Source organism: Streptomyces sp. NPDC047000 (genome assembly GCF_040644295.1).
Lineage (GTDB): Bacteria > Actinomycetota > Actinomycetes > Streptomycetales > Streptomycetaceae > Streptomyces.
On record NZ_JBEYWE010000032.1, the window covers coordinates 14,537 to 39,629 of the forward strand.

21 protein-coding genes are annotated in these 25,093 nt (G+C 73.2%); 16 read left to right on the plus strand and 5 right to left on the minus strand.

The genetic code is table 11. The features are described from left to right. Positions 1–66 precede the first annotated feature (66 nt). The 3 genes from ABZ862_RS33060 to ABZ862_RS33070 are packed head-to-tail and all read right to left on the minus strand — an operon-like array spanning position 67 to position 3,018. Positions 67–1,260: an alanine--glyoxylate aminotransferase family protein gene (locus ABZ862_RS33060; protein ID WP_360966413.1), complete on the minus strand. Its 1,194-nt coding sequence runs from the start codon at positions 1,258–1,260 to the stop codon at positions 67–69. Positions 1,261–1,309: 49 nt separating this feature from the next. Beyond that, entirely contained in the window at positions 1,310–2,335 is a 1,026-nt protein-coding gene (gene gntD, locus ABZ862_RS33065; RefSeq protein WP_360966416.1) for a guanitoxin biosynthesis L-enduracididine beta-hydroxylase GntD, read from the minus strand. Positions 2,336–2,379: 44 nt separating this feature from the next. Next, the gene (locus ABZ862_RS33070) at positions 2,380–3,018 is read right to left on the minus strand and encodes a phosphopantetheine-binding protein (protein WP_360966419.1); all 639 of its coding nucleotides are present in this window, start codon (positions 3,016–3,018) and stop codon (positions 2,380–2,382) included. Positions 3,019–3,281: 263 nt separating this feature from the next. Here ABZ862_RS33070 and ABZ862_RS33075 point away from each other — a divergent pair, with 263 nt between their 5' ends. Together ABZ862_RS33075 and ABZ862_RS33080 are read left to right on the plus strand one after the other, a co-directional pair. Next, positions 3,282–3,491, plus strand: coding sequence for an MbtH family NRPS accessory protein (locus ABZ862_RS33075; protein WP_360966422.1), 210 nt, complete (start codon positions 3,282–3,284; stop codon positions 3,489–3,491). 6 nt (positions 3,492–3,497) lie between these two features. Further along, positions 3,498–4,469 carry a D-2-hydroxyacid dehydrogenase gene (locus ABZ862_RS33080; protein ID WP_360966425.1) on the plus strand — a complete coding sequence of 324 codons (972 nt, stop codon included), beginning with the start codon at positions 3,498–3,500 and terminating at the stop codon, positions 4,467–4,469. Between the two features lie 168 nt (positions 4,470–4,637). Here ABZ862_RS33080 and ABZ862_RS33085 read toward each other — a convergent pair whose 3' ends face one another. Next, entirely contained in the window at positions 4,638–5,636 is a 999-nt protein-coding gene (locus ABZ862_RS33085; protein ID WP_360966428.1) for a TauD/TfdA family dioxygenase, read from the minus strand. A gap of 370 nt (positions 5,637–6,006) precedes the next feature. On the opposite strand from ABZ862_RS33085, the gene ABZ862_RS33090 reads away from it, so the two are divergent. The 14 genes from ABZ862_RS33090 to ABZ862_RS33155 all read left to right on the plus strand — a co-directional run bounded on the left by ABZ862_RS33090 (position 6,007) and on the right by ABZ862_RS33155 (position 24,078). After that, complete coding sequence (locus ABZ862_RS33090) at positions 6,007–7,986, plus strand: non-ribosomal peptide synthetase (RefSeq protein ID WP_360966431.1); 1,980 nt, start codon at positions 6,007–6,009, stop codon at positions 7,984–7,986. Beyond that, a complete protein-coding gene (locus tag ABZ862_RS33095; RefSeq protein ID WP_360966434.1) occupies positions 7,983–9,278 on the plus strand; it encodes a cytochrome P450 in 1,296 nt (431 codons plus the stop codon). The genes ABZ862_RS33090 and ABZ862_RS33095 overlap by 4 nt, the downstream gene beginning before the upstream one ends. A gap of 60 nt (positions 9,279–9,338) precedes the next feature. Continuing rightward, positions 9,339–10,121, plus strand: coding sequence for a thioesterase domain-containing protein (locus ABZ862_RS33100; protein ID WP_360966437.1), 783 nt, complete (start codon positions 9,339–9,341; stop codon positions 10,119–10,121). Continuing rightward, on the plus strand, positions 10,115–11,689 hold the full coding sequence (locus ABZ862_RS33105; RefSeq protein WP_360966439.1) for a carbamoyltransferase C-terminal domain-containing protein: 1,575 nt from the start codon (positions 10,115–10,117) through the stop codon (positions 11,687–11,689). The genes ABZ862_RS33100 and ABZ862_RS33105 overlap by 7 nt, the downstream gene beginning before the upstream one ends. Positions 11,690–11,760: 71 nt before the next feature. Then, on the plus strand, positions 11,761–12,597 hold the full coding sequence (locus ABZ862_RS33110; protein ID WP_360966442.1) for a hypothetical protein: 837 nt from the start codon (positions 11,761–11,763) through the stop codon (positions 12,595–12,597). 175 nt (positions 12,598–12,772) lie between these two features. Next, positions 12,773–14,128: a cytochrome P450 gene (locus tag ABZ862_RS33115; RefSeq protein WP_360966445.1), complete on the plus strand. Its 1,356-nt coding sequence runs from the start codon at positions 12,773–12,775 to the stop codon at positions 14,126–14,128. A gap of 254 nt (positions 14,129–14,382) precedes the next feature. Then, positions 14,383–16,644 carry a non-ribosomal peptide synthetase gene (locus tag ABZ862_RS33120; protein WP_360966447.1) on the plus strand — a complete coding sequence of 754 codons (2,262 nt, stop codon included), beginning with the start codon at positions 14,383–14,385 and terminating at the stop codon, positions 16,642–16,644. Next, the gene (locus ABZ862_RS33125) at positions 16,641–17,915 is read left to right on the plus strand and encodes a cytochrome P450 (RefSeq protein ID WP_360966450.1); all 1,275 of its coding nucleotides are present in this window, start codon (positions 16,641–16,643) and stop codon (positions 17,913–17,915) included. Before ABZ862_RS33120 ends, ABZ862_RS33125 begins: the two co-directional genes overlap by 4 nt. 30 nt (positions 17,916–17,945) lie before the next feature. Beyond that, positions 17,946–18,731 (plus strand): thioesterase domain-containing protein, encoded by a 786-nt coding sequence (locus tag ABZ862_RS33130; RefSeq protein WP_360966453.1) that lies wholly within the window; start codon positions 17,946–17,948, stop codon positions 18,729–18,731. Continuing rightward, positions 18,728–19,588, plus strand: a complete 861-nt coding sequence (locus ABZ862_RS33135; RefSeq protein ID WP_360966456.1) for a thioesterase domain-containing protein — start codon at positions 18,728–18,730, stop codon at positions 19,586–19,588. The genes ABZ862_RS33130 and ABZ862_RS33135 overlap by 4 nt, the downstream gene beginning before the upstream one ends. Beyond that, a complete protein-coding gene (locus ABZ862_RS33140) occupies positions 19,585–20,556 on the plus strand; it encodes a chlorinating enzyme (RefSeq protein ID WP_360966459.1) in 972 nt (323 codons plus the stop codon). Before ABZ862_RS33135 ends, ABZ862_RS33140 begins: the two co-directional genes overlap by 4 nt. A gap of 25 nt (positions 20,557–20,581) precedes the next feature. Then, positions 20,582–21,913: a cation:proton antiporter gene (locus ABZ862_RS33145; protein ID WP_360966462.1), complete on the plus strand. Its 1,332-nt coding sequence runs from the start codon at positions 20,582–20,584 to the stop codon at positions 21,911–21,913. 96 nt (positions 21,914–22,009) lie between these two features. Next, complete coding sequence (locus ABZ862_RS33150) at positions 22,010–22,651, plus strand: hypothetical protein (RefSeq protein WP_360966465.1); 642 nt, start codon at positions 22,010–22,012, stop codon at positions 22,649–22,651. A gap of 62 nt (positions 22,652–22,713) precedes the next feature. Then, entirely contained in the window at positions 22,714–24,078 is a 1,365-nt protein-coding gene (locus ABZ862_RS33155; protein WP_360966468.1) for an FAD-dependent oxidoreductase, read from the plus strand. An 85-nt stretch (positions 24,079–24,163) separates the two neighbouring features. Here the strand turns inward: ABZ862_RS33155 and ABZ862_RS33160 are convergent, their stop codons facing one another. Next, a complete protein-coding gene (locus ABZ862_RS33160; protein WP_360966471.1) occupies positions 24,164–24,982 on the minus strand; it encodes an alpha/beta fold hydrolase in 819 nt (272 codons plus the stop codon). Between the last annotated feature and the right edge of the window lie 111 nt (positions 24,983–25,093).

The following is a 25,093-nucleotide window of genomic DNA, read 5'->3' on the forward strand; positions in this document are numbered from 1 at the left end:
GGGTGCGGGTGCCGGTGCGGCGGGTGCCGGGTGCGGACGGGCGGTGCGGCGGCGGAGGGTCGCCGCTCACGGCACCGGCTGCCGGTCCCGCACGCCCGGGTCCGGCACCGGGCGCGGCCCCGGCCGGCCGTGCAGGACCTCGAGCGCGGCGGTCACCCCGCCGCCGGGCCGCACGGGATGGCCCAGCTGCGCCAGCCCCAGCTCGACGGCGGACAACGCGGTCAGCACGTCGAACTCGTCCATGAAGCCGCAGTGCCCGATCCGCAGCACACGGCCGTCCAGCGGGGCCTGGGCACCGGCGAGTTGCAGCGCGTACCGGTCCAGCAGCAGGTCCACCAGCGCGCCCGCGTCCACGCCCGCGGGCAGCTCGGCGGCGGTGACGGCACTGTGGCGGTCCTCGTCCGGCGAGAACAGCCGCAGCCCGAGCCCGCGCACACCCGCGCGGGCCACCCGGCCGAGCCGCACATGCCGGGCCAGCACGTTGTCCAGGCCCTCGGCGTGGATCTGCCGGAGCGCCACGTCGAGCTGGCTGATCAGGGAGACCGCCGGGGTCCACGGAGTACGGGGGACGTCCGCGCGCAGCGCCTCGCGGGTCTCGTCCCAGTCGAAGTAGAAGCGCGGCAGCCGGGCGTGCCGGTGCTGCTCCCAGGCCCGCTCGCCGATGCTGGTGAACGCCAGGCCGGGCGGGGTCATCAGCGCCTTCTGGCAGCCGCCGACGACGACGTCGACACCCCAGTCGTCGGTGCGCAGCTCGCAGGCGCCGACGCCGGAGGCCGAGTCCACCACGGTCAGCAGCGGCGCGCTCGCGGCGGCGAACCCGCGGATGTCGTTGACCATCGCGGTCGAGGTCTCGCAGTGCACGGCGAGCGCCGCCTTGAGGCCCGGCAGGGCGGCCGCCCCGGCGATCCGGGCCAGGTCCAGCGGCTCGCCCCAGGCGTGCCGCACCTCGGTGACGTCCAGCCCGAACGCGGTGGCCATCTGGATCCAGCGCTCACCGAACGCGCCGTTGGAGGCGACCAGGACGCGGTCGCCGGGCGCGAACAGGTTCTGCAGGGTGCCTTCGAACGCGCCGGTCATGCTGGAGGTGAACAGCAGCACGTCGTTGCGGGTGCGCAGGGTCCGCCGGAGGTTGCCGAGGACCCTGGTGAACACCTCGGCGTAGGCGTGGGTGCGCTCGTCCTCGACGGGGAGCACCGCGGCGGCGGTGACGTCGGGGGGTGTCGGAGTGGGGCCCGGGACCATCAGCCGGTATTTCCTCATGGGGCGGTCATGCCTTTCGCCGGTGCCTGGGCACGGGGACGCGGAGAGCTCAGAAGATGACCCGGGAGCCGGCGCTCACCCGGGCGTCCCGGGACTTGCGCAGGTCGCGCGCGACGTTGACCCGGCGCAGCCAGCGGTCGTGTCCGTCGTAGCGGGCCCGGTAGGGGTTCCTGCCGTGCACGGCCTTGTAGTTGTCGATGAAGAGCACCTCTCCCGGCCGCAGGGCGATACCGGTCAGCCGGGCGTCGATCTCCCCGACGAGGGTCTCGAACGCGGCGGCCGCCGCCGGATCCTCCGGGGTCCGGTCCATGAAGTACGGGTCGAGGCGGCCGTAGGGGGCGCGCGGGTCGCCGAACAGCACCGGCACCCGGTCGGGCGCGGAGGTGAGCCGCTCGATCCTGCGGATGCTGCGCTCCAGGAGGTCCGCGGGCGCGTCGGGGCCGCCGCGCGCCGTGCGGTTCTCCGGCTGGTGGGAATGGTCCGGACGGATCACGTAGTGCGGGCCGGCCAGCGTGCGCCGGGTCGTCTCGTCCAGCCGCAGATCGTCGAAGAGCGCGTAGGTGGTCTCCACGGCGTCCGGGTTGCGCAGGCACATGAGCCCGACGTACTCGGCGCGGTAGGGGTGGAACGCGTCCTCGGTGTGCCAGGTCAGCGGCTCGGCCGTGGAGGAGTTCAGCTGGGCGTGCTCGTGGCCCTCGATCGGTACGACGTCGTGCAGCAGGCGCCCGTCCTGCTGGGTCGCCCAGGCGATGGGGTCGCCCAGCAGCGAGGCGCACATCAGCAGGAAGAGGTCCTCGCGGCGGGTGCGGCCGCCGGCGTCGGCCTCGCCCCACCGCGACGGTGTCGGGCCGATCCGGTCGTCGTCCACGCGCAGTCCGCCGATCACGCAGCCGCCGGAGGGCTCCCGCAGGCGGAAGGTGTTCATCCGGGCCCGCAGCGGGCGCGGCAGCTCCTGCGCGCGCAGGGCCACGGCGTCGAGCAGCTCCTCGTCGGTGGCCGCCCGTACGGCCAGCAGCTCGTCGAGGAGGGCTTCGACCGGTTCGCGGTCGGCGTCGGTCAGATCTATCCGGTACATGCTCTTCTCCGTGGGACGGTCCGGGTGCCGGGCTGTGCCGGCGGTCAGCCGCGTGCGGTGTCGTCGGCCGGGGGACTCTCCAGGCCCAGCAGGGTGAGGGCCTGCTCCTCGGAGAGCCGGTCGACGTCGGCGAGGAGGTCCTCCAGGCTCAGTTCGTCCTCCGCGCGCGGTGCCACGGCGGGTGCCGTCGGGCTCGCCCCCAGTGCGGTCAGGCGGTGCGCCACGTCCAGCACGGTCGGCAGGTCGAAGAAGTCGGCCAGCGGCAGGTCGACGCCGTAGCGGTCGGCGATCCGGCCGACCAGCCGCACGGCGAGCATCGAGTAGCCGCCCAGCGCGAAGAAGTCGTCGTCCGGGCCGATGCCGTCGTTCCCGAACGCCTCCCGCCACAGCGGCAGCAGACCGCCGAGGACGCCGTACACGGGCAGTCCGGCGATGTCCACCGACCCGTCCCCGGCGCGCGGCAGCTCCGGCACCCGGACGAGCGCGACGTCCTCCGGGACGGGCCCGGCGCCCTGCCGGAGATGACGGCGCAGCTCCTCCCCGTCGAAGGAGTGACCCTGCGCGACGAGCACGTACACGACCGGCTCACCGTCGCCGAGCGTGGCGCCCACCGCCTCGAGCACCGCGGGATGGCGGCGGAGTCCGGCCGCGCAGGTGTCCAGCACATGCTTGGTGCGATCCATTCGGTTGCCCCAGACTCTCTGCTTCGTCACTGCCTCGTCGCTGCTTCGTCCAGCCACCGAAAACCCTAGGAACACCCGGGACGCAGGGTCAATGAACGGCCGGACCAGCACCGCTCAGAGCTTCGCGGAAAGCCCTCAACAATCCGCTGACGGCACCCCGGACGCAGCGCTGTCGACGGTGGGAACGCATTGACTAGGCTCATGGGACGTTCTCTGTTTCTTGTCTCCGGGCACCGGACGAAGTGAGAAAAGGAAACTCCGTGATGGAAAACCAGGAAAAAGCCGAGCGGTTCGCGGTCGTCCTCAATGACGAGGAGCAGTACTCGATATGGCCCGCCGACCGCACACCGCCCGAGGGCTGGCGTACGGAGGGACTGTCCGGGACGCGCGAGGAGTGCCTGTCGCACATCGACACCGTGTGGACCGACATGCGCCCGCTCAGCGTGCGCCGGCACGCCGGGACGCACGGCTAGGCGGCCGTGGAACGGGACGCCGGTCTGCGGCTGTTCGGGCTGCCGCCGCGGGCCGGCGAACGGGTCGCCGCGCTGTGGCCGGGACCGCTGACCGACGGGGGACCGGGTGACCGGGCGGCGTCCGGTCCCTGCGCGGGCGCGCTCCTGTGGCGGGGCGACGACGCCGAGGTGGCCGCGTTCCTCGCGGACCGCCCGGAGTGCCGCTGGCTGCACACCACCGCCGTGGGCGTACCGCCCGCGGTGCTGCGGCACGCGGCCAGGACCGGCCTCACGGTCACCAACGGCGCCGGCACGCACGGCAGCGCGGTCGCGGAACACGTCCTGGCGGTGCTGCTGGCCCACCTCAAGGCGCTTCCCCGGACCCTCGCGGCCCAGCGGGAGCGGACGTGGGAGGTGCCCGTCGCCGCCGAACTGCGCGGCCGGCGGGCCGGGGTGCTGGGCCTGGGCGACATCGGCCGCCGTACCGCCCGTCTCCTGGACGCCTTCGGCGCCCGGGTCACGGGCTTCCGGCGCGGCACGGCCGGCCGGCCGGACTCCGAGGACGTGCTCCCGGGGCTGCGTACCGTCCACGGACGTGAGCGGCTGGCGGAGTTCCTGCACGGACTCGACGTCCTCGTGGTCGCCGTACCGCTGACCGAGGAGACGGCGGGACTCGTCGGCACCGCCGAACTGGCGCTGCTGCGGCCGGGCGCCGTGCTGGTCAACGTGGGCCGCGGCCCGGTCGTGGACGAGGCCGCGCTGGTGGCCGCGCTGCGCGGCGGACGGCTGGGCGGGGCGGCGCTGGACGTGTTCGCCGCCGAACCGCTGCCCCCGTCGTCACCGCTCTGGTCGGAACCGGGCGTGCTGATCACCCCGCACAGCGCCGACGCCACGGCCGGGACCGACGAACGGTGCCTCGACCTGCTGCTGGACAACGTGATCCGCTTCCGGGCGGGCCGGCCGCTGCGCAACGTGGTCGACCCGGCCCGCGGCTACTGACGCACCCGGGGCGGCACGAGCGGTGTGACCGGGGCCCGACGCAGGGCGGGCCCCGGTCCTGCGGTGATTCGTACGACCGGACCGGGGCCCCGCTACGGGGCCCCGGTCCCGCACCACAGGGCCGGGGCCGCACCACAGGTGTGCGGCCCCGGCCCTGTTCCCTCTCGCTCACCCCTGCCGGGCCGTGCCCACCTGCTCTTGGGCGTCCACCTGTTCCTGGCCGTACCCGTGCTCGTGCCGCTCGCCGGCCGGCCGGGGCCGCGGCGAACGCACCAGGACGCGCTTGAGCCAGCGGTCCGTTCCGTCGTAGCGCGGGGTGAAGGCCAGCCTGCCGTGCACCACGGCGTCGTTGTCGATGACCAGCAGGTCGCCCGGCTCCAGCGGCACGACCCGGCCGTTCTCCTCGAGTGCGTGACCGAGCCGGTCGTAGGCGGCGGCGAACGCCGGATCGCCTGTCAGCCGGCGGGTGTAGGAAGGGTCGTAGCGGATGCCGAGGGCGTTCCCGCCGCGCCGCCAGAGCGTGGAGACACCGACCGGCGGACGCCCCTCGGCCTCCTGGTCGGAGTAGCTGTCGTCCGGCAGCACCACGGTCAGCGGCCGCCGCAGCTGCTCCACCTCGGCCGCGGACAGGGCCGCCCCGGTGGCGCCGGAGAGCCTGCTGCCGACGTCGTCCGGGTTGCGGACGCAGGCCAGCAGCAGGAGGTCGGCCCGCTGCGGATGGAAGGCGTCCTCGGTGTGCCAGGCGAGCGGGACCACGCTGCTCGCCCCCACCTGGAGACGTTCCTGACCGGGGCTCGGCAGGATGTTGTGCACGATCCGGCCCTCCTGCTGATTGCGCCAGCCGAACACCCGCCCGAGGCGGGCGGCGACCAGCGCCAGCGCGATGTCGAAGACGGCGCCGCGCGAGGGATCGGCGGCCCGCCAGTGCAACGGCGTCGGGCCCGGGTCGTCGTGGCGGAGCAGCCCCTTGACGACCCGGTGCCCCACGCGGGGATCGGGCGGCCGGACGATGTCGTCGAGGCCCGCGGCCAGATCCTCGGGAAGCCCCGCACCCGGAACGGACAGCACGGTGTCGCCCGTGGCACCGCCGGCGGCCAGCGTCCGCGCCGCCCGCAGGAGATCCTTCCCGAGCGTCCGGTCCGCGCGACTTGTTTCCTGCGTCGGCATGCGGTCAACCTTTCGGGGACCTTTTCACTGATGGAGACCGGATCGCCCGGAAAACACCGGGCGATTTCACCGGTGAGGAGGCCGGACCGGCCTTGGTTCAGGGACACCATCCGATTACGGCGAACCGCCGGTCAAGGGATTCGCGCGCATTACGCACTTCGCCGTCGGGGCCCCGCGCATTCACTGCCGTCGTCCCAACAGAACGTGGGTGCGGACTCAACGGAAAACATGGACCGCGGTGGTCCGATCGACGGATTTCCGGGCGGGCGGCGCCGCCTAGAGTCATTTCACGGAAGCGGATTCCGCGGGAACGGCATCGGGCCGTCCCCTCGGCGGACACGCTCCTTGGAGGGTGAGAGGTGGTCTGGAGTTGATCGACAGCACTGTGGCCGACGCCCCGGCGGAGTCACGCTCCGTGCCCGGTCGCCCCGGTCCGCACACGGCGGACGTCGGCGGCGCGTTGCTCCACGAACTGATCGCCGGGCAGGCCCGCCGCAGCCCGGACGCGCCGGCCGTGACCTGCGGCGGGCAGACGCTCACCTACGCGGAACTGGACGTCCGCGCCGGCCGGCTCGCCGCCGGGCTGCGCGCCCGCACGGACGGCGAGAACGCCGTCGTGGCCGTCCTCATGGACCGCTCGGCCGACCTGATCGTGACCCTGCTCGGCATCCTGAAGGCGGGCTGCGCCTACCTGGCGCTCAACACCGCCGACCCGGACCGGCGGCTCGCGGAACTCGCCGCCGACGCCGGGGCACGGCTGGCCGTGACGACGCCCGCGCTCGCCGGCCGGTTGCCCGCGACGCTGGAGACCGTGACACCGGCCGGCGCGGCAGCGCACGAGACCGCCGCGAACGACGACGGCGAGAACTGCGACGGCGAGAGCCGCGGCGACGGGTGCTGCGGCGCCGAGAGCCGCGGCTGCGGGTGCCACGGCGGTGAGAGCCAAGGCTGCGGATGCCACGACGACGGGAGCGGCAGCCGGGCGGTCCGCGCCGGTTCGCCCGACGACCTCGCCTACGTCTGCTACACCTCAGGCTCCACCGGCGCACCCAAGGGCGTCGGCGTCACCCACCGCGGCGTCCACCGCCTCGTGACGGCACAGGACTGGCTGCGCCTGACGCCCCAGGACCGCGTGCTCCAGGTGTCCGCGGTGTCGTTCGACGCCTCCACACTGGAGATCTTCGGCGCGCTCTGCGCGGGCTCCCGCCTCGTGGTGCACCCCGGCGGCGGCCCCGTCGACCTCGGCTCGCTCGCCGACACCGTCACCGGCCACCGGGTGACCGTCGTCAACCTGGCCACCGGCCTGCTCCACCAGCTGATCGAGAGCCGGCCGGCCGTCTTCGCCGGGATCCGGCACGTGGTCACCGGCGGCGACGTCGCCTCACCCGCGCTCGTCACCCGGCTCCTGGACACCTGGCCGCACCTGACGTTCACCAACGGCTACGGCCCCACCGAGAACACCACGTTCACGACCCGCTGGACCACCGGCGAGGCACCCCCCGGCGCCGTCCCCATCGGCACCGCCGTCGCCGGCACCGGCGTCGCCGTGCTCGACGAGGACATGGACCCCGTGGCCCCCGGCGCCACCGGCGAGATCCACACCTGGGGCGCGGGCCTGGCCCGCGGCTACCTGGGACGGCCCGCCGCCACCGCGGAACGGTTCCTGCCCTGTCCCTTCGGACCGCCGGGCTCCCGGATGTACCGCACCGGCGACCTGGCCCGGCTGCTGCCGGACGGCAACCTGGAGTTCGCCGGACGCACCGACCGCCAGGTCAAGATCCGCGGATACCGGGTCGAGCCCGGCGCCGTCGAGGCCGCCCTGGCCCGCCTGCCCGGCGTCGACCGCGCGGTCGTCGTCGTGGAACAGGACGGCACCGGCCACACCCGCCTGACCGGCCACGTCGTCCCGAGAGGCCCGGCCGGCCAGGACCTCGCCGCCGGGCTGCGCGCCGCGCTCGCCACCGAGCTGCCCGGCTACGCCGTACCGGACACCGTCCTCGTCCACACCGCGCTGCCGGTCACCGCGCACGGCAAGGTGGACCGCGCGGCACTCGGCACCGAAGGCCCGCGCCCGCGCGGCGTGACCAACGCCTACGTGCCCCCGGCCACCCCGCTCCAGCGGCGCCTCACCGAGCTGTGGAGCACGCTGCTGCGGACCGCGCCCGTGGGCATCGAGGACGACTTCTTCGACCTCGGCGGCCACTCGCTCCTCGCGGCCGAGCTGCTGGACCTCATGCACAAGGACCTCGGCGTCGAGATACCGGCCACCGCGCTGTATCTGCGTTCCACCGTGGCCGAGTTGAGCGAGGCCGTGGGCGACGCCCTGGCCGGACGGGAGAACCGGACGTGACCGTCTCACCGCACGCGGCGCCGGCCGCGCCCGTCCCCCCGGGATGCCCCGCCCACCAGGACCGCGCCGCCCTGGGACCGCTCGCCGACCTCGCCGACCCCGCGCTCTACAGCGACCGCGACCCGCACGCCGTCTGGACCGAGCTGCGCCGCCGGGCCCCCGTGACCCGGCACGAGAAGGACGGCCACCCCTACTGGTCCGTCACCCGGTACGCGGACGTCGACCGCGTGCTGCGCGACCACGCGACGTTCACCTCGCAGCGCGGCACCCTGCTCTATCTGCTCGGCCGCGGCGACCCGGCGGGCGGCCACCAGATGGCGGCGACGGACCCGCCCCGGCACACCTCGCTGCGCGAGCCGCTGCAGCGGGCCCTGGCCGTGAAACCGACCATGGAGCGGCTCGGACAGATCCGCGCGGTGGTCACGGAGCTGCTCGAGCCGCTGGGCGACGGAGGCCCCTACGACCTCGCCGCCCACGCCAACCGGCTGCCGATGGCCGTGGCGGGCGTCCTGATGGGGCTGCCGAAGGAGGACTGGGGCCGGCTGATCGACCTCACCACCGCCTCCGTGGCGCCCGAGGACCCCCGCTACCGCGACGAGCGCGGCATCGACCGCGTCCTCAACATGGCCCACCGCGGCCTGTTCGCCTACTTCCACGAGATGGTCCACGACCGGCGCTCCCACCCCGGCGACGACCTCATCAGCCTGCTCCTGCGCATGGAGATCGACGGCCGCCCGCTGACCGCGGGAGAGGTCATCTCCAACTGCTACAGCCTCCTGCTGGGCGCCAACGTCACCACGGCCCAGGTACCGGTGAGCACCCTCGCGGAACTGATGGGCACCGAGGCCCTCGACCGCTGGGCCGACCGGCCGGACCTGATCGTCAGCGGTGTCGACGAGGCGCTGCGCTGGGCCACGCCCACCACGCACTTCGTCCGCTACGTCACCCGGGACACGGTCCTGGGCGGCACGCCCCTCAGGGCCGGCGAGGCGGTGACGGTGTGGCTGCCGTCCGCCAACCGCGACGAGGACGTCTTCCCCGACCCGTTCGTCTTCGACGCCGCCCGGCGGCCCAACAAGCACCTGGCGTTCGGTATCGGCCCGCACTACTGCGTCGGCCACACCGTCGCGAAGGTGACCCTGCGGCTCTTCTTCGCCGAGCTGTTCAGCCGGTTCACCGGCTTCGCCCCGGCCGGACCCGGCAAGCGGCTGTACTCCCACACGATCTACGGGTGGACCGAGATGCCGATCACCGCCCGTCCGAGGACGCGGGTGCGCAAGCCCGCCTACTGATCCGTGGCCGCCCGCTGCCGGGCGGCCGTCCGCCGAACCGAAGGCGAGGTCCGCCGGCCGATGCCCACCGCCGTTCGACCCCCACGATGGTTCCTGAGGGAACCGTCGCCCGACGCGCACGCCCGGGTGTTCCTGCTGCCCTACTCGGGATGCGGCGCCTCGATGTACCGCCGATGGCCCTCCGTGTACGAGGGCGTGGAGTTCGTCCCGGTACAGCTGCCGGGACGCGAGAACCGCCTGAGGGAGCAGCCGTTCCGGACCTACCAGGAACTGGGCGGCGTGCTCGCCGAGGTCCTCGCCCCCCATCTCGACCGCCCCTACGCCCTGTTCGGGCACTGCAGCGCGGCACTCGCCTCCTACGAGACGGCCCTGCACGCCGTCGGCCGCGGGGCGAGGCCTCCTGAGCGGCTGTTCGTCTCCTCCGAGGTGGCGCCGCAGGACGGCCCGTACGGCCGCCACCTCCAGATGGACGACGAGGAGCTGACCGAGGAACTGCGCACGCTGATCGTGCAGTCCGGCGGCACCCCGCTGCCCACCTTCATCGGCATGACCCTCGGTGTGCTGCGCGGCGACATCGAGGTCAACCGCCGCTACCACCTGGCCGATCCACCGCGCCTGCCGTGCCCGATCACCGCGATCGGCTGGAGCGGCGACATCGGCATGGAACCGGAGCGGATGACCGGCTGGGCGGCGTGCGGCGAGACGGAACAGGTCGTCTTCGACGGCGGCCACTACGGCTTCATCGAAGGGCCCGAGAAGCTGCTGCGGCTACTGGCCGACGGCGTCACCGCGGACCGGCCGTCCACAGGACCAGCCGGCGGAAGGAGCGAAGAGACATGTTGATCCTGTCGTTCAAGGAAGGGCACGACAGCGCGGTCACCGCGATCGACGACGGCCGCCTGCTGTTCTCGCTCGAGGCCGAGAAGGATTCCTTCCCGCGCTACGACTCGCTGACCGCGGAGGTGCTGCTCGCCGCGACCGAGCGGCTCGACCGGCTGCCCGACGCGGTGGCCGTGGGCGGCTGGGTCAAGGGCACGTACTCCGAGGAACCGCCCTCGCAGACCGGCTACTTCGGCGTCGGCGAGGGATCGGTGACCGACCGGCCGGGCCGGTTCCTCGGCAAGGACGTGCGGGTCTTCTCCTCCACCCACGAGCGCTCGCACATCATGACCGCCTACGGGCTCTCCCCCTTCCCCGCCGGGCAGCCGTACTACTGCCTGGTCTGGGAGGGCAACATCGGGTCCTTCTACCGGATCGACGAGAGCGGCGCCGTCACCCACCTGCGCCACGTCATGTCCGACCCGGGCAACAAGTACGCCTACCTCTTCGCCCTGGCCGACCGGGGGTTCACCGCCAACAAGGGTGTCCTGCGACTCCAGGACGCCGGCAAGCAGATGGCCCTGACCGGCTTCGCCCGCCCCACCGGGACCACCGCCGACGAGCGGGAACTGATCGACTTCCTGCTCGCGCAGGAACGCATCATCACCACCCTCGGCAAGGACGAGATGGGCTGGACGCCGTTCCGCAACATCGGCGTCGAGTCCCAGGAGTACAAGGACCTCGCGGCCAAGTTCTCCGACGCCCTCTTCGGCCGCTTCCTCGCCTACGCCCAGGAGCACCTGACCGAGGGGCTGCCGCTGCTGATCTCCGGCGGCTGCGCGCTCAACTGCGAGTGGAACCGCCGCTGGGCCGAATGCGGCCTGTTCCCGGAGGTGTTCGTCCCGCCGTGCCCCAACGACAGCGGCTCGTCGCTGGGCACCGCGATCGACGCGCAGCTGTACTACACGGGCACGGCGTCCGTGGAGTGGGACGTCTACGCGGGCGACGACTTCGTCGAGGACACCGCCTTCGACCCGCAGCACTACGAGAGCCGGCCCCTGGACTACGCCGAGGTGGCCCGGTTCATCGCCGGCGGAGGCATCATCGGCTGGGCGCGCGGGCGCTGGGAGATGGGACCGCGGGCGCTGGGCAACCGGTCGATCCTGGCGGCGCCGTTCAGCGCGGAGACCACCGCCCGGCTCAACAAGATCAAGCAGCGGGAGGGCTACCGCCCCATCGCGCCGATCTGCCTGGAGGAGGACGCCGGCCGCTGGTTCGAGGGCTCCGTCCCGGACCCGTACATGCTCTACTTCAGCACCGTGCGCTCCGAGGCCCTCAAGGCCGTCACCCACGTGGACGGCACGGCCCGCGCACAGACCGTGACGCCTCGTCAGAACCCGGGCGTGGCGAGCCTGCTGACGGCCTTCCGCGACATCACCGGCTTCAGCGTGCTGTGCAACACCTCGCTGAACTTCTCCGGTCGCGGCTTCATCAACCGGACCAGCGACCTGATCCGCTACGGCGAACAGCACGACCTCGACGGCTACGTGGTGGGCGACACCTTCGTCACCCGGCGGGTCCCGCAGCCCTGATCCGGGGCCGCACCCGCCCCGACCCGTGTCCCCGCACCAGCACTCGCGTACGTGTGAAAGAGGGAAGACCGATGCAGCAGAGCAAGGTACGGCTGAGCGGACAGCAGGCCGGTCCGGAGTTCTTCCGCTTCGAGGAGCGCGACGAACTGGACTACGGACTGGTCCTGGACGTCCTGCACGGCCGCCGACTCGGAGTGATCTTCCGTGACGTCATCCCCCCGGCCGCGCGCAAGGAGCTGACGGAGCGGTTCTGGGCCAGCCCGGCGCGCCAGCACCGTGAGGGCGAACCGTCGCACTACGTCGGCGCCTACCACTGGAACAAGGACGCCGGCACCTACCTCGACGAGTCCGCCGCCGTCGCCGCCCACGTCCGTGAGGTCATCGACGCTCCCGGATCGCCCTGGCACCGGTTCCGGGACGGCGTGAACGGTGCCCTGCGCCAGGAGGGCGCGTCCCTGCGGGTGGCGCAGATGGACGGCCGTCAGGCCTGCGCCGCGCTGATCCGCGCCTGGGACAAGGAGGGCGACTTCTCCCTCGACCCGCACGAGGACGAGGCCCAGTGCAAGGACCCGCGGCAGGCCGGCTTCGAGATCCAGCACGTCCTGGAGCACGACATCTGCGCGGTCAACATGTGCACCGAACACACCGCCGGCGGACGGCTGGTGATCTGGAACATCCGCCCGGACGACGCGACCCGGCGCTCGCTCGGCATCGAGCTGACGGGACTGCCCTACACCGCCGAGGACCTCGCCGACTTCGAGGAACTCCGCCTGGAGATCCGCGAGGGCGACGTCTACGCCTTCAACGGCGCGTTCGTGCACGCGGTGGACGCCAGCACCGGCAACCGTACGACGGTCTCCTTCATCATGGGGTTCACCGACGCCCACACCGTCGTGAGCTGGACCTGACGGCCCCATGACCCGCGGCCGCAGCGGCCGCGCCAGATGTCCAGGGCCCGCCTTCCCGAGCGTTCGCCCCTCACGCGCGACGCCGTCGATGCCCCGACAGGGGAGGCGGGCCCTGGCGATGCCCACGGGGTGCCGGTGCCGCGACAGGCGACAGGCCTACGGGAGGTAACGAGACGTGGACGCTGACCTCGACGACCAGCTCACGAACACCGGGAACGGTGCCGCCGGCAGTGCCGCCGGCAGTGCCCCCGGGGGCGACCCGGGAGGCGCGGTCTCCGGTGTGGGGGCACCCGGTTGCCCGGTTCTGCCCGCCGCGCGGTCCGACGCCGTCGACTTCGACAGTCACGACCCGTCCCTCGCCCAGGACCCCTTCCCCGCCTACGCCCGCCTCAGGTCCCGGTGCCCCCTGCCCTGGAGCCGGGCCTGGGGCGGGTTCTGGGTCGCGGGGCGGCACGCGGAGGCGTCGGAGGCGGGACGCGACGGAGTGTTCCGCACCGGGCACGTCCTCCCCGACGGAACCCTCCAGGGCGTGACCATCCCGCCCCTGGGACAGACCGGCAGGCTCGTACCGCTGGAGGAGGACTCACCGCGCAACCTCAAGTTCCGCAGACTGCTCTCGTCGTTCTACTCGGCCGGCAGGGTGCGCGAACGGATGCCGGAACTGCGCCGGCTGGCCCGGGAGAGCGTGGACGCCGTCGTCGCCGAGGGCGCCTGCGACCTCGTCACCGCGGTGACCCAGCGGGTGCCGGGCATCGCCACCATGCGCGACCTCGGGCTGCCGGACGACCGCTGGCCGGAGCTGGTCTCGCTGGTCCACCGGGCGCTGCTGGCCGCGCCGCACGACCTGCCGGGAGCCCGCGACCACGCCCAGCGCATCACCATGGTCCTGGTGGAGGAGCTGGACGTGCGACGGGAAGAGGGCTGTTCCCGCACCGACCGCAGCCTCTTCCCGCTCCTCCTGGACGCCACGGTGGACGGCGAGCCCGTCTCCGACGAGGACATCCTGTCCATGCTGTACCTCATCCTGCTGGGCATCGACCCGGTGTCCTCGCTCACCGCGACGGCCCTGCTGCACCTGGCGGAGCATCCCGCCCTGAAGGCCCGGCTGGTGGCGGACCCGGCGCTGATCCCGCGGGCCGCGGAGGAGTACGCCCGCTGGATGTCGCCGGTGCAGGGCACCAGCCGGACCGCCGCCGGGGACACCGGACTGGGCGGCCGCACACTGCGCGCGGGGGAGCGGGTCTTCGTCAGCTGGGCCTCGGCCAACCGGGACGAGACGGTCTTCCCGGACCCCGACACCGTCGACCTCGACCGGGACACCTCCGGACATCTGGCGTTCGGCGCGGGCTCGCACTACTGCCTCGGCGCGCCATTGGCACGCGCCCTCTTCACCGTGATGCTGGAAGAAATACTCACCCGGATCCCGGACTACCGGGTGAGCGACCGGGACGCCGTTTCCTGGTTCCCCGACATCACCTCCTTCTACGGAGTCACCTCGCTGCCGGTCCGGTTCACCCCACCGTCCCCCTGACGACGAGACTTCCGCGAGAGAACTCGAAAAGAACGGCTGACGTGCGGGAACGTGACTCAACGAAACGCTGACGCGACACCCGCGCAATTCTCATCCCCTTCTGAATCCTCTGTGAATGACGCTCGTTTCCGGAGGATTGTAGAAAACAGGGAACACGGCGAGCGCGGGTGGCAGGAAATCCGCGTCCGCACTCTCTTAGGTCCGCCGGAATTCCGGCACCGCCGCATTCCCGCCCTCCCCCGACAAGGACGCCCATGACCGAACTGATGAGCAGGACGGCCGCCCCGCGGACCGCGACGGCACCGCGTGCTCTCGCCTCCCTCGCCGCGGTGGTCCACCGCCGCACGGGCCAGGACGACGTGACCGTCGCCTGTCACGTCACCGCCGACGGCGCCGTGCGCTCCGGCACCGTGACCCTCGGCCTGGGCGACGACCCCTCGTTCGCCGTGCTGGCCGCCCGCGCGTCGGCCGCGCTGGACGAACTCCCGGCCGCCGGGGACGAGGAGACCGGGGCGGACGCCCCGGACAGCGACCACACGCTCGTGCTCGACGAGGAGAGCGTGACCCTCCTGGTCCACGGCGCCCGCGCCCCGGGCCTCGAAGCCGCCGCGCACACCGCGTCCCGCTGCGGCACGGAGGACCCGGCCCGCCGGGTCTCCGCCCTGGACCTGGCGACATCGGCGCAGAGCCGCGACCTCGCGGCCCTCGGCCGCGCCGACCGGACCCCGCCGCCGGCCCGCTGCGTGCACGAACTGGTCGCCGAACGGGCCGCCGCCGCACCCGGCGCACCGGCCGTCGGCCGCGGCGACCAGGTGCTGACGTACGGCGAACTCGACACGCGCGCCGAGCGGCTGGCCCGGCGGCTGCGCACGGCCGGACTCGGCCCGCACCGCGTGGCCGCCGTCCTCCAGCGCCGCTCGCCCGACCTCGTCGTCACCCTCCTCGGCATCCTCAAGACCGGCGGGGCCTACATGGTCCTCGACCCGCAGGACCCGGCCGAGCGCTGGGCGGGGCTCGTCGCGGACGCCGGTGCGACCGTCCTCGTCGCCGAGGAGGGGCTGCGCGACCGCGCACCGCAGGGCCTCCCGGTGATCGACCCGGCCACCGAGGGCACCGCGGGGGAGGCCCCGGACGCACCGTCCGCGGCCCCGGCCCCGCAGGACCCGGACTCGACCGCCTACATCAGCTTCACCTCCGGCTCCACCGGCCGGCCACGCGGCGTGATGGTGTCGCACCGCGCCGTCTCCCGCCTGGTCCGCGACCCCGACTGGATGGACGTCTCACCCGAGGACGTGTTCCTCCAGCTGGCACCCGTCGCCTTCGACGCCTCGACCCTGGAGATCTGGGCGCCGCTGGTGCACGGCTGCCGGCTCGCGGTCGCGCCGGCCGGCACCCTGGAGGTCGGCCGGCTCGGTGACGTGCTGCGGCGCGAGAAGGTCAGCGTCCTGTTCCTGACGACCGGCCTGTTCCACCAGCTCGTCAGCGGCCACCTGGACGCCTTCGGCGGCCTGCGGCACCTCATCGCGGGCGGCGAGGTCATGTCCCCCGGCCATCTGCGACGCCTGCTGGACGCCCACCCCGGTCTCACCTTCACCCACGCCTACGGCCCCACCGAGAACACCACGTTCACGACCTGCCGCACGAGCCGCGACGTTCCCGGGACGGGAGGCGTCCCCATCGGCCGCCCGGTCACCGGCACCCGGGTCGCCGTGCTCGACGGCCTGCTGCGGCCGGTGCCGCCCGGTGTGCGCGGCGAACTGTACGCGGCGGGCGACGGCCTGGCCCACGGCTATGTGAACCGCCCGGGAGCCACGGCGGAGCGCTTCGTGCCGGACACCTTCTCCGGAGTGCCGGGCGCCCGGATGTACCGCACCGGCGACCTGGCCCGCTGGGACGACAACGGCGAACTGGAGTTCCTCGGCCGCGTCGACGACCAGGTCAAGATCCGCGGCTACCGGGTGGAACCCGGCTACGTCGCCGCCGAACTGGCCCGTTTCCCGGAGGTGCGCGACGCCGTCGTGGTCGCGCAGGAGGACGGCACCGGCGGCAAGCGGCTCCTCGCCTACGTGGTGCCCTCCCCGGAGGCGGACACCCCGGACACCTCGCGGGGGCAGGCCGAAGAGCTCGGCGTCCTGCTGCGCGACAGGCTCCGCGCCACGCTGCCCGCCTATCTGGTGCCGTGGGCCGTCCTGGTGAGCCCCGGACTGCCCCTCAAGCCCAACGGCAAGGTCGACCGCCTGCGGCTGCCCGCCGTGTCCCGGGCCCCGCGCAACGTACGCACCCCGTTCACCGCCCCGCGCACCGCCATGGAACGCCGGCTGGCCGAACTGTGGGGATCCGTCCTGCGGATCGAACCGATCGGGGTCGACGACGACTTCTTCGACCTCGGCGGTCACTCCCTGACGGTCGCGGAGGTCCTCGGCACGCTCAAGCGGTCCCACGACATCGACGTCCCCGCCCGCGAGTTCTATCTCCGGCCGACCGTCGCGGAGTTCGCCAAGGGCCTCGGACAGTGAGCGCACCCGCACCGGCCGGGTCCCCGACCGGCTGCCCGGCGCACGCCGGGCGGCTGGACCCCGCGGACCCGGCCCTGCACACCGACGACGGCCGCGCCGCCCACGCGGTCTGGCGCGACCTGCGGCGGCACGCGCCCGTCGAGAGGCGCACGACGCCGTCCGGCCTGGGCTACTGGTCGCTGACCAGGTACCGGGACTGCGACCGCGTCCTGCGCGACCACACGGCGTTCACCTCCGAGCACGGCAACCTGCTGCGCATGCTCGGCACCGACGACCCGGCCGGCGGCAAACAGATGGCCGTCACCGACCCGCCCCGGCACGCGGCGATGCGCGAACCCCTGCAACGGGCCCTGTCGATGAAGTCGGTGGACGCGCACCGCGAACGCATCCGCGCCACCGTGCGGCGGGTCGTCGAACCGCTCGCCGACGGAGGGGTCTTCGACTTCGGGCAGGCCATGACACTGCTGCCGATGGCCGTCACCGGAGTGCTGATGGGCATCCCGGAGGCCGACTGGGCGCAGCTGACCGGCTTCACCAGCGCCTGCGTCGCACCCGACGACCCCCGGCTGATGCTGCCGGCCGGCCCCACGGCCACCCTGGAGACCGCCCACCGCGAACTGTTCGCCTACTTCCAGGACCTCGCGCACGAACGCGAGAAGGCCCTCGGCGACGACCTGCTCAGCTTCCTGCTGACCCTCGACCTGGGCGGCCGGACGATGTCGCCGGGCGAGGTCATGTCCAACTGCTACAGCCTCCTGCTGGGCGCCAACGTGACGACCGGACACGTGGCCAGCACCGTCATGGCCACCCAGACGGACACCGGGGTGTTCGAGGACTGGGCCGCCCACCCCGAACTGACCGTCCGCGCCACCGAGGAGGCCCTGCGCTGGGCCTCACCGGCCGGCCACTTCCTGCGCTACGCGACCCGCGACGTGCTCCTGCGCGGTACCCGCATCCACCGCGGCGACGCGCTGGTCACCTGGCTGAACTCGGCGAACTTCGACGAGGAGGTCTTCAAGGACCCGTTCGTCTTCGACATCAGGCGCCGGCCCAACCGGCACATCACCTTCGGCGCCGGAGTCCACTTCTGCGTGGGACACACCGTCGCGAAGGTCACCCTGCGCCTGCTGTTCGCCGAACTCCTCAGCCGGTTCGAGTCCTTCGAGATCGCCGGCCCGCCCCGCCGCCTGTACTCCGGCTTCGTGGCCGGGTACACCCACCTGCCGATCACCGCCCGGCTGCGCGCCCGGCGCGGACGCGTCGGCTACTGACCAGCCGACCCGACCCGAGGAAGGGTGACGATGCCGAGCCCACCGGACCCGCGGACCGACCGTCCGCCCCAGCGCCCGGACACCCCGTGGCTGATCCGCGAGCCCTCCGCGGACGCGCGGGCCCGCCTGTTCTGCGTCCCGTACTCCGGGTGCGGGGCGAGCATGTACCGGCAGTGGCCGCGGTTCACGGACGGCGTCGAGATCTGCCCGGTCCAGCCGCCCGGCCGGGAGAACCGCATCCGTGAGCGGCCCCCCGCGACGTACCAGGAACTCGCCGGTGAGCTGTCCGGGGCCCTGCTGCCGTATCTCGACCGGCCCTACGGACTGTTCGGGCACTGCGGCGCGGCCCTGGCCGCCTACGAGACGGCCGTCCACCTCGTACGGGACGGACACCCGCGTCCCACCGGGCTGTTCCTCTCCTCCCAAGTGGCGCCCCAGCACGGCCCCCGCGGACGCTTCCTCCGCCTGACCGACGACGAACTGCGCGAGGAACTGGGACAGTTGATGATCAGGCTCGGAGGCGAGCCGCTGCCCAGCCTGATCGACCTCACCCTCGGCATCCTGCGCGCGGACATCGAGGCCAACAAGCGCTACCACGTGCCCGATCCGCCGCGACTGCCGGTGGCGCTCACGGCCATCGGCTGGAGCGGCGACTTCGAGGTGCCCTACCGGAGCATGGGCGGCTGGGACGTCTGCGGCGACACCGTCTTCGAACTGCTCCAGGGCGAGCACTACACCTTCACCGAGGCGCCCGGCGCACTGCTGCGGGTGTTCTCGGCCGGCCTGCTGCCCACCGCCGCGGGACACGCGCGATGACCGCCGGGATCCGCCGGGACCGCTGGATACGGCGGCTGAACCCCGGCGGGGAGCCCCGCTTCCGGCTGATCTGCCTGCACTGCGCGGGCAGCGGACCGGGCATGTTCCGGGAACTGCCGGACCACCTGCCCGCCGACGTGTCCGTCGAGGCGGTGCTGCTGCCGGGCCGCGAGAACCGGATCGCCGAGCGCCCCTACGACCGTATGGGGCCCCTGGTCGAGGACCTGGCCGACGCCCTCGGCCCGCGCCTCGACCTGCCGTACGCCTTCTTCGGGTACAGCATGGGCGCCCAGGTGTCGTACCACCTCACGCACGCCCTGCGCGACCGCGGACTGCCCCTGCCCCGGGCCCTGTTCGTGGCCGCGAGCCCGGGACCGTACCTGCAGCGCGAGGTGCCGGCCTGGAACGAGTCCGACGACAGCCTCGTCGCGTACCTGCGCGACCTCGGCGGCACCGCGCAGAACGTGCTGGACGACCCGGACCTGCTCGATCTGCTGCTGCCCACGCTGCGCGCCGATCTGACGGTCGTGGCGACCCGGCCCTACCGTGCCCGGCCGGCCTTGCCGATGGCCGTCCGCGCGTTCTCCGGCGCGGAGGACGGGCCCGCCTCGCCGGAACGGATGGGCGCGTGGCGGATGGAGACCCTCGGAGCCTTCCGCCAGACCGTGCTGCCCGGCGGCCACTTCTTCATCACCGGCTCCCTGCCCGCCGTCGCCGGGACGATCGCCTCGGACCTCGCGGAGCTGCCCGGTCCGTGCGCCGGGGACGCCGCCGCGGACACCGTCCGGGCCGCCGACCGGACGCCCGGCATCCAGACCCCCGTTCCTGTTCGTCCGTACCGACTGGAGACACCGTGAACGCACAGCCCGCCGACTTCTCACTGTCCGACGCCGAACTGGAGCAGTTCCACCGGGACGGCTACCTGGGCCCCTTCGACCTGTACGAGGAGGACGAGGCGGAGCGGCACCTGCGTCTGCTCCGCGCGGACCTCCTCGACACGGACCTCGCCGTGTACGGCGCGGACAGCGGCGCCTCCGGGGTCACCAACCTCTCCAACTACGACCGTCACCTCGACATCGACTTCCTGTCCGCGCACATCACCCGGCCGGAGATCGTCGACCGGGTCTCCTCGATCCTGGGCCGCGACACGCTGTGCTGGCGCAGCGAGTTCTTCCCGAAGTACCCCGGTGACGAGGGGACGGACTGGCACCAGGCCGACAACTTCTCCAACGTCGCGGGCTCCAAGCACCCGCAGATCGTCTGGCCCGAGGACGCCGGGTTCGGCGGCACCGTCACCGTGTGGACCGCGCTGACCCCGGCCACGGTGGAGACCGGCTGCCTCCAGTTCATCCCGGGCTCGCACCGGACGATGAACTACGACGAGTCCAAGACCATGTCCTACGACCCGGACGCCATCAACCGGCGCGAGAAGGACGGCGTACGCCGCGGCTTCTTCGGCTACGACTACCGGCAGCTGCAGAAGGACCCCGACTGGCGCCCCGACGAGTCCGCCGCCGTCTCGCAGGTCATGCGGCAGGGCCAGTTCGTGATCTTCTGGTCGACCCTCATGCACGCCTCCCACCCGCACGCGGGCCTGACCAACCAGATGCGGCTCGGGTTCGCCGGCCGCTACCTGCCGACGTCCGTACGGGTGTACCCGCACTCGGAGGGACTGGAGGAGTTCGGCGGCACCGCGTCCCTGGAGCGGTTCGGCAACGTCCTGGTCTCGGGACGCGACGAGTACGGCCACAACCGCTTCGTCGAGACGTCCCGGCGCGGCTTCCGCTTCCCGGTCCGCGACCGCGACCGCGCCACGGTCGCCTGACCGGGGGAGAGGGAGCACCGGAGAAATGGACATGCCGACACTCGGTGCCGCGGCCGGCACGGCGATCCCGCACGACCAGATGCTCGTCCTGCTTCTGCAGATCGGGATCCTGCTCGCCCTCGCGACCGTCCTCGGACGGCTCGCGGCCCGCTCGGGACTGCCGCCCGTGGTGGGCGAACTGACGGCCGGCATCGTCGCGGGCCCGTCCGTGCTCGGTCATCTGGCCCCCGGCGTCTCGCACCGGCTGTTCCCGGCGGACCCCGGCCAGACGCACCTGCTGGGCGCCGTGGCCCAGCTGGGAGCCCTCCTCCTGGTGGGCATCACCGGCGCCCACATCGACCTGAGGCTGCTGCGCGACCGGCGGGCCGCCGTCACCTCCGTGAGCGTCGGCAGCGTCCTGCTGCCCCTGGTGGCCGGCACGGCCCTCGGCTTCGTCCTGCCGGGGGAGTTACGGGGCGAGCACGGCGGCCGGACCACCTTCGCGCTGTTCATCGGGGTCGCCGTCGCGGTCAGCGCGCTCCCGGTGATCGCCAAGACACTGCTCGACATGCGGCTCCTGCACCGCGACGTGGGCCAGCTCATCATCGGAGCGGCGGCCGTGAGCGACATCGCGGGCTGGCTGCTGCTGTCCGTCGTGTCCGCGACGGCGACCGCGGGGTTCCACGCGGGGACCGCCGTCCGGGCCGTGGGCGGTCTGATCCTGATCCTGGTCGTGACGATGTGGGTGGCGCGACCGGTGACCGCCCGGGTGCTCCGGCTGGTCGAGAGGTCGGAGAACCCCGGCGGTCCGGGCGTCGCGGTGGTCGTCGTCCTGCTCGTCCTCGCGGCGGCCGGCACCCACGCGCTCGGGATGGAGCCCATTCTCGGCGCCTTCCTGTGCGGCATCGTCATCGGGTCCGCGGGCCCGGCGGGACCGCTGTTCCTGAACACCGTGCGGACGTTCGTCATGGCGGTCCTCGCGCCCCTGTTCCTCGCCGGTGCGGGACTCCAGGCCGACCTGTCGGCACTGGCGGACCCGCCGGTCCTGGCCGCCGCCCTGGTCACGCTCGCCGTCGCGGTCGGCGCGAAACTCGCGGGCGGCTACGCGGGAGCCCGGCTGAGCGGCTCCGGCCACCACGAGTCGCTGGCCGTCGGCGCCGGACTGAACGCGCGCGGGGTCGTGGAGATCGTCCTGGCCTCGGTCGGCCTCGGTATCGGCGTGCTCGACACGGCCTCGTACACCGTCGTCGTCCTGGTGGCGCTGGTGACCTCGGTGATGGCGCCGCCGATCCTGCGGCGGACGACGCGTCATGTCGTCCGGACGGACACGGAGACCGAACGCGAACGCCGGTTCGCGGGCGAGCCGGTCAGGTCCTGAGCCGCTCGGCGGCCGGCCCGCCACCGCCCGGACCGGCCCGGACCGCGGGAGAAGACGGACACCGGGGAGCAGACAGACACCGGAAGGAGCGACCCCATGACGGCACGGGACGTGTCGCACGTCGAGATCTACACACGGGACAAGAGCCCCGTCATCCACCGGCTCGTCTCCGGCCTCGGGTTCACCCGGGTGGCGGACTGCGTCGAGGTGGACCGCAGCTCCGTGCTGCTGACCCGCGGCGGGGCCGGGGTGGTCGTCACCTCGGGCTGGGCGGCGTGCTTCACACGGCCCCACCACCGGCGCGCCGGGGACGTCGGCGTGAGGTGCGACGACGTGACCGCCGTACGGGAGGCCGCGCTGGCGGCGGGAGCCGCCGTCACCCGTTCCGCCCAGGGCCATCCGGTCGTCTCGGGCATCGGCCCGGTCACCTGCACGCTGCTGCCCGCGGCCCCGCACACCGGGTTCCTGCCGGACGGACGCACCTGGGTGCCCTGCACACCCCGGCCCTCCCGAACGGCCGGCACCCGGCCGTCGTGGACGGCCCCGGACGACGGCGACGAGCACCTGGAACTCCGGCTCGACGGCCGGATGCCGGACCGGCACGCCGCGTTCTACCGGGACGTCCTGGACGTCGCGAGCACCTGGCCCGCCCCGTCCGCCGGGCCCGACATCCTCGCCCTGGCGGGCGCGCCGGGCGGGCTGGCGGTGCTGTGCGTCGCGGGCGTCCGCACCGGGTGAGCCCCCTCTCCGACCCCGTCCGCCGCAGAAGCCGTCCGCCGTCTTTTGAAGGGAACCTGAACATGCCCCGTAGCCTGAGGGTGGCCGTCGTCGGAGCCGGCCCCGCCGGCATCTACGCCGCCGACGCGCTGCTCAAGTCCGCTGCCGCCGCCGATCCCGGTGTGTCCGTCGACCTCTTCGAGCGCATGCCGGCCCCGTTCGGCCTGATCCGTTACGGTGTCGCCCCCGACCACCCCCGCATCAAGGGCATCGTCACGGCCCTCCACCAGGTGCTCGACAAGCCGCAGGTCCGCCTCTTCGGCAACGTCGACTACCCCACCGACATCAGCCTGGACGACCTGCGCGCGTTCTACGACGCCGTGATCTTCTCCACCGGTGCGACGGCCGACCGCGAACTGTCCCTCCCGGGCGTCGACCTGGACGGCTCCTACGGCGCCGCCGACTTCGTGTCCTGGTACGACGGCCACCCGGACGTGCCGCGCACCTGGCCGCTGGAGGCCGGGAAGGTCGCCGTCCTGGGTGTCGGCAACGTCGCGCTGGACGTGGCGCGCATCCTCGCCAAGACGGCCCGGGAACTGCTGCCGACCGAGATCCCCCCGAACGTCCAGCATGGGCTGGAGGCCAACAAGGCCGTGGAGATCCACGTGTTCGGGCGGCGCGGCCCCGCGCAGGCGAAGTTCTCCCCGCTGGAGCTGCGGGAGCTGGACCACTCACCCGGTATCGAGGTCGTGGTCGATCCCGGGGACATCGACTACGACGCCGGCTCGGTCGAGACCAGGCGCCGTGACAAGCAGGCCGACATGGTCGCCAGGACCCTGGAGAGGTGGGCCGTCCGGGACGTCGGCGAGCGCCCGCACAAGCTGTTCCTGCACTTCTTCGAGGCGCCCGTCGAGATCCTCGGCGCGGACGGCAGGGTGGCCGGCCTGCGCACCGAGCGCACCGTGCTGGACGGCACCGGTGACGTCAGGGGCACCGGCGTGTTCCGGGACTGGGACGTCTCCGCGGTCTACCGCGCGGTCGGCTACCTCTCCGACAGGCTTCCGAAGCTGCCCTGGGACATCGAGTCGGGCACGGTCCCGAACGAGGGCGGCCGGGTCGTGCAGGACGGCGGCGGCCACCTCACCTCGACGTATGTCACCGGCTGGATCCGGCGCGGCCCGGTGGGCCTGATCGGGCACACCAAGGGCGACGCCAACGAGACCGTCGCCGGACTGCTGGACGACCACGCGAACGGCCGCCTCCAGACGCCGGCCGCACCCGCGCCGGAAGCCGTGGACGCGTTCCTCACCGGGCGCGGCGTCCGTTTCACCACGTGGGAGGGCTGGCACCGCCTCGACGCCGCGGAGCGGGCACTCGGCGAGCCCCAGGGCCGCGAGCGCGTGAAGCTCGTCGAGCGCGAGGACATGCTCCGCGCCAGCGGCGCGTGAGCACCGCGCGAGGGGCAGGTGAGGGCAGGGACCGCGGCGCGGGCGACCAGGGCTCGGAGGGACCGGGGCTCGGAGCGACCGGGGCTCAGAGCGACCGGGCAGCCAGCCATTCCAGGCACGCGTCGGCGACCTCGCGCCAGCCGTGGTCGATGGTCAGCGAATGCGCCCGGTCCGGGAACTCCCGCAGCTCCGTGACGGCGTCGGAGTGCCGGTACTGCTTGAGGGTCGCCCGGGTCACGGCCTCCGGCACGATGTGGTCCCTGCCTCCCGTGACGAGCAGGAGCGGACCGCGTGAGCCGTTGCGGGTGTCGACCTCGGCGGGCGAGTGCGGGTTGAAATTGGCGGCCGCGGCCTCGAAGAGGGGCTTTCCGGGAGCGGGGACGGCCCACCGCGCGTGGAGCTCCCGGGACTCCTCCTCCGGTAGGGCGTTGCCGAACGCGAACCGGAACTGCTCCTCGGTCAGGGACACGGCGCGGTGACGGTTCGCGGGGTTCCGGAACACCGGCAGCGCCGAGCGGAGCGCGGAGAGGGGCAGCGGCAGGACGCCCTTGATCTGTGCGGCGTCGATGGCGATCGCGGCCGCCGCCAGCCCCTGGCCGAGGAGCTTCTGGGCGATCATGCCGCCGAAGGAGTGCCCGATCAGGACCGGCTTGCCGTCCAGGCCGTCGATGATCTTCGCGTAGTGCTCGACGACGTCGTCGATGCCGTGGCCTGCGACCTGGTCCGGATGGGCTCGGGCTTCCTCGACGGTCGCGGGTTCCCCGGGCCAGCCGGGGGCGAGCGGTGCGTAACCCGCCGTACGGAACAGGTCGCTCCAGGGCGCCCAGGACGTCGCGTGCAGCCACAGACCGTGGATCAGCACCACGGGCACCGGCGTCGCGGGACGGGTTCGCGGCTCGGTCATCAGGTGCTCCTCAGGGGTTCGGAAGGAGTGCGCATGCACGGACGACGCTAGGGAAGTCCCGGTCCCTCCGCCCCACGTGAGCGCGTGGTCGAGACGGATCGCCGGGGCGGA